We start from the raw sequence: 5981 nt of genomic DNA on the forward strand, positions 1-5981 counted from the left end.
ACATAATGGGATCAATTGCTAATTTTTTATTTTATCATCTATTTTTTAAAAATGGTAAATGTATACAAAAGTGATCATACTCAATTAAACCTATTCCCCTTTTGAAAGAAAAAACAGCAAGGGTAGGAACATATTTGCTCCTACCCTTGCTCATTAATCCTGACCAAATTTCACTATTTGATAGTCATAGCCATTAATAAAATGCTCTCCTTTTTCAACGGTCTTTTCTGTCAGGACATTTGTTCCATTATAAGGTAGTTGCACCTTTCCACCCTTTCCATCCATATTTACGATAACCCAAAGTAAATATCCGTTTCCTTGTCTCGGCACAATAATTGTCCCTTCAGTAACTTGAGCCTTCACCGTAACACCTTGTTCATTAGCATAATGGTTAATAATTGTTTTTAGTAAAAGCTCACCTTCATCTCCAGTAGGAAAAGAGCCAAGCATAACGATTTTTCCATTTCCTATATTACGTTCAGTTATAAATGCCATTCCAATGGAAATACCTTCTGTAAGTGTTCCCATCACCTTTGCATCAATAGGGTGAAATAGTGAGCTCCATAAACTTAATGGAGCTTTCACTCCCTTAAATTCTCCAACTGAACCAGTACCATCGAATGGATAAGAATAAAGGGTTTCTACTCCTGCAAGCTCGTCAAGCTTTCCTAATGCAGCATTTGTATGAATGGTATGATGCTCTGTTCTTCCACCTGTCAGAGGACCTACTATCCAGATACCGCCGTTTTTAGCAAATGCTTCAGCTTTAGCTAGATATTCATCTGATAAATATGGAATAAACGGAGTAAAAAGTACTTTGTATCCTTTTAAAGTTGCTCCTTCTGGAATTAAATCTCGATGATAGCCGAGCTGCAATATATTTTTGTAGAAATCGATGATTAAATTTCGATAATTTAAGTTTTGGTGTGGTTCTGTTTTCATAAAAGCTCTCGCATTATCTGAATAGGTTATCGCAATTTCCGCTTGCATAGGTGTTGTTGTTATTATTGAATCTTCTATTTCTTTCCTTGCCTTTTCTACTTTTTTTACATTTTCAAAGCCAATTGTCGGTTTACCCCAAGCGCTAATTACTGAGCCATGAGGCTGTTCACAGCCTGTTCTTTGTTGGCGCCAAAGCCAATAACAAAAGCCTTCACCACCAAGAGCATATGAAGCAACAGCTTCTGCCTTTAAGTAATCATTTGGATGTGGAATGGCATAACTCTCAAGTGAAGCACTATAAGAAGTACTTGTTTCCATAACCCAATAATTCCTGCTAGACTTAAAATTTCTCCAGAGATCACAATTAAATAAATAAGCTGAATAATTTTTATAATCAGCATACGTATCAAAGGAAGCAAAATCTAAAGATTCATATAATCTCTCATTATTAACATGAAAAAACGTTCCACCATTATGTGTGATCGGTGCTGTCGAATGCTTGCGAATAATAGAAGCCTGTTCATCTGAAAACTCCGCAATTTTTTCATACGAAAATAATTGATACATCGTTTGTAAAGACGAGTTATGTAAAAAAGGTGTTGCACCTGGTTGCGGAATTTGCTCAAAGCTATGATAATATTGGCTCCAAATATGGGTTCCCCATGCATTATTTAATTGCTCGATTGTCTGATAACGATGTTCCAACCATTGATGCCAAAGGGTTTTACATGTATTACACATACATTCACCAACATGACACTTAAACTCATTATCAATTTGCCAACCAATTACACCATCAAGGTTTCCTAATTGTGTTGCTAATTGATCGGTTATTATTGATGCCTTTTCACGAAAATAAGGATTGTTTGTACAAACATGCTGTCTTGAGCCATGTCCCATAACTCTCCCTTCATTGTCTACATACATTCTTTCAGGGTGTTGATAAGATAGCCAAATTGGCGGAGTAGCAGTCGGCGTACAAAAAATCGTTTCAATCCCATGATGATAAAGTCGATTTATTATTTCGACAAAAAAACTTACATCAATATGACCTTCTTCCTTTTCAATAGATGACCAGGCAAACTCTCCCATTCTTACAACATTAATTCCTGCTTCTTTCATTAATTTTATATCTTGCTCAATGACTTCTTCGTCCCAAAGCTCTGGATAATAAGCGGCACCGTGATATAACCTTTTAGTCATTATTTTCCCTCCTTTTTTAAAACACCCTTACTTATATTTATCACACAACAACATTAGATAATTTGCTAATGAAATGAGATAAAAAGGAATAACCACGCTACCGTGGTTATTGAACGACATATTTACAAAGAGGAATCTTTAATTCACTTATTCCTTCGATAACTAGTTGTGCGACCTTCGTTGCACCGTTTATCGAGAAATGCGTATTATCTTCAATTCCCTCGGGATAGTTTGGCTCCACATTCGGCGGAAAAATGGTAAAAAGCTCCTTTGATTTTTCAACTCCAAGTGTTTCATAAAGTAGTTTCGTTTTTTTCCATAGGTCAATTAAAGGTACATCTAGCTTTTTAGCCAAATCAATCATGGCGTTTGGATATTCACCTAAAGTATTTTCAATTTCACCAAGCTCATTAAATTTTCTTCGATGCACAGAGGTAAGTAGTATCGGAATTGCGTTCTTTTCTCTCGCTCCATTTATATATTTCTGTAAGCTTATTTGATAGGTTGTAAATGGTTCCGTTCCATATGATTTTTGATCATTATGTCCGAATTGAATAAATAAATAATCTCCCTCTTGGATGCGTTCAAGAATTGATTTAAGTCTTCCTTCTTCAATAAAGCTATTTGAACTTCTTCCTCCCATTGCTTCATTATGCACAACGACATGATCGTTAAAAAAAGATTGAAACACTTGACCCCAGCCTGCCATTGGCGCCTCATGCTCCGGACAGTTAGCAACTGTTGAATCACCTGCTAAATAGATTGATATTGTACTAGATTGAACCATTATGTCCCTCCAAATAAAAGCCTTCATTCGAGAAATTAACGATAGATTTGCTTGCTAGATTTTAATAATTCCGCTAAAAATACAAGTGTTAATCCTTGTCCCCAACCTTGTATACGCTTGTAAGGTACATTTTTATATCCATCAGCGTCATTCATAACTGCTGTACCAGCAGATACTTTGGACACTTTACCATCTTCTTCAATTTCTTGTAAAATTCCAGCGATTGATTTTTGAATGTACTTATTATAAAGAGTACCTCTCGTAATTAGTGCTGCAGCAATAGCAGATGATCCCGAAACCTCTAGGTATGAAGATGGATCATTAACTATTGTATGCCATAATCCAGATTCATCCTGCAATCTCACTAAAGCACTTAATTGATCTCTTAATGAACAATCAATAATCATATATGAAGGATGCTGAACTTCGACTAATTCCAACGCTTTAGCCATTGTTAAGGCTGCCCAGCCATTTCCACGGGCCCAATAAATTGAGGACATATGATTTTTCGCAATATTGTCCCAGCCGTGATAATATAAATTTGTCACAGGATCCTGTAGGAAGCCTTCATGACCATGGTATTGCTTTAAGCCATCTTCAAAATAATCTTCACGGTTTAATAATTTTCCAACTCTGACTAAAAACAAACCTGCCATCATCATCGTGTCTACCCATGCTTGCTCAGGAAATACATCCTTCACAGAATTAACAGTATGCTGAAAAATACCATCTGCAAAACGCGGCGCATCATTTTTTAAATATTCTGCCATGTCTTTAATTACATTTAAATATTTCTCATCCTCTGTTACTTGATATAACGTTATCAATGTGTGGCCGATAGATACCCCATTAATTGATAGCTTTGGTAACCCATCTTCAAGCCATTCATCGACCCATTCCTGTAATAAATCAATATATTCTTGTTTGCCAGTCGCTTCATATGCTTCGGCAACTCCATAAAAAGCGACACCACCTGGCCAATCCCAACTAAAATCCATTTGAAAAGTACGTTTAACAACTTTATCGATTATTTCCTCAATTAACATCTCATCGAATTCTAGTTTTGCCATTATTAATTCCTCCATTTGCTCATTCTCCATTATGATTTATTGTTCAATTTTAGAATTTCTTCTGCCTTTTTTCGAAAACTCTTTGCTCCCTCTTCAGGTGTTATTTTTTTCAGCAAGATTTGGTCAGAAATATCTGTGAGGACCTCCATTACTTCTGCACTACCAATTGGATCTGGTGAATAAAAATCATCAGTCAATTTTGTCGTTTCTTCGACATATTCCATAATTTTTAATTCACTTTTTGAAAGCTCAGGTTTAATCGCCTCTACAACCTTTGATGATACAGGGATCCCTCGCTCGCCATTCATCATTTTATTTGCCTCAATATTATTTACGAGAAAATCGATAAACTTTGCAGCTTCCACTTTTACCTTTGAAGTCTTTGGAATTGATAACATCATGCTCGGTTTTAAAAATAGTGCTTTTTGTCGGTCATTTTCTGGCGGTAAATGAAGTGATAGAGGTGAATCTGTTATTTGATCAAAAGCAAGTAATTGATTCGAATAATTCCAAGTTATAGCTGAGGTTCCTTTTACAATAAAATCCTCTTCAATTCCTCTTACAGTCATTCCGATATCAGGAGTTGGAAAAGCTCCTTCTTCTATTAATCTTAATTGTAATTTAAAGTAATCAACAAATAATTGATCATTTGTATAGGCTAAGCCTGTGCCATCTTCCTTATAAAATTGCTCCCCTTTTGTCCGTAAATAATAAGGGAAAAAAATGTCTGGTGGATTCATTCCATTTGATCCATACACACCAGCCTTCATTTTTATTTTCATAGCAATTTGAACCATGTCCTCCCAAGTCCAATTTCGATCATCAATTTCCACCTGTGCTTTTTCTAATAGCTCATCATTTGATATAACTGATAGGGCATTAATACCAATTGTAAACCCATACAATTCATCTGATATTTTGCCACTATTTAATACACTTTGTTGAATATTTGAACTATCAATGATGTCATTTTCTATATAATAGGTTAAATCCTCCAGCAATCCCTTTTCACCGTATTGAGCTAAAAAGGCAATATCCATTTGAATGACGTCCGGAAGCTGGTTTGCAGCCGCCATTGGTTCCAGCATGTTCCAATAATTATCCCAATCCTCAAACTCAGATTCGATATTCACATTTGGATTCCTTTGTTCATAAAGTTCAATGATCTTAGTTGTATATTCGTTCCTTGGTTGAGTTCCCCACCAAGCAACTCTAATTGTAATTTTATCCTCTGCATTCTTATCGTAATTTAATGTAGATTGGTTATTAAAACTACAGGAAGTAGTAGTAGATAGTAGTACATAAACTAAGAGTATTAGAAAAAATTTCTTCACTTCCATTCCCCCTTGTTTTTAAGCTAAATTAAACAAGAAAAGAACACAAGTGTCATATTATTGATATTTCAATAAGAAAGTTTATAAATCTATTTTACTTACGCCTGTTGTTGCATCAATTTATACTTCCTATTTATTTTATTGAAACTGTTGATTGCTGGTTTTACGATCGCTAATGCGATAACATTACCACTAATAACGATAGTTAGAGGCGGTGCAAAAGTCAGTAAGAATATTAAACCAAGCGTACCTATTAACATGATAAAAGTAGAAATCGGATTCATAATCATAACGAAAAATGAGTTTTTTATTATTTGGACTGCTTTCATTTCATAATGGACATACATAGGGAAAATATAAAGTAGCATACAAATAAAGAGAATAATCACAATCAGTAAAGGAACTGAGAATAACTGATAAATTTCATCTGATGCCTGCCTTAAGTAAAGGTAATCGAAACATAATACGAAACTAATCAAGCCAATTAAAACCCCAAGAATATTACTTTTCATGAATTCTTTTTTATAAGAATCCCAAAAGGTTTTAAAAATTGGGACATGTAAATCACCTAATGCCCATTTACGAACAACCGTAAACATTGCAACTGTGGAAGGGAAAAACCCAAAGATGACAAGTCCACAGGCG

General features: G+C 35.0%; 5 protein-coding genes. All 5 read right to left on the reverse strand.

Translation table 11 applies throughout. The features are described 5' to 3' along the window. Positions 1–153: 153 nt before the first annotated feature. The gene (locus HU235_RS22090) at positions 154–2145 is read right to left on the reverse strand and encodes a beta-galactosidase (protein WP_174881608.1); all 1992 of its coding nucleotides are present in this window, start codon (positions 2143–2145) and stop codon (positions 154–156) included. Positions 2146–2251: 106 nt separating this feature from the next. Then, positions 2252–2932 (reverse strand): rhamnogalacturonan acetylesterase, encoded by a 681-nt coding sequence (locus tag HU235_RS22095; protein ID WP_174881609.1) that lies wholly within the window; start codon positions 2930–2932, stop codon positions 2252–2254. A gap of 35 nt (positions 2933–2967) precedes the next feature. Then, entirely contained in the window at positions 2968–4002 is a 1035-nt protein-coding gene (locus HU235_RS22100; protein WP_174881610.1) for a glycoside hydrolase family 88/105 protein, read from the reverse strand. 29 nt (positions 4003–4031) lie between these two features. Next, the gene (locus tag HU235_RS22105; protein ID WP_174881611.1) at positions 4032–5342 is read right to left on the reverse strand and encodes an ABC transporter substrate-binding protein; all 1311 of its coding nucleotides are present in this window, start codon (positions 5340–5342) and stop codon (positions 4032–4034) included. A gap of 92 nt (positions 5343–5434) precedes the next feature. Then, positions 5435–5981, reverse strand: a 547-nt coding sequence (locus HU235_RS22110; protein WP_174881612.1) for a YesL family protein, incomplete at its 5' end; no start/stop codon positions are given.

The sequence above is a fragment of the Metabacillus niabensis genome (assembly GCF_902829255.1).
Lineage (GTDB): Bacteria > Bacillota > Bacilli > Bacillales > Bacillaceae > Metabacillus > Metabacillus niabensis.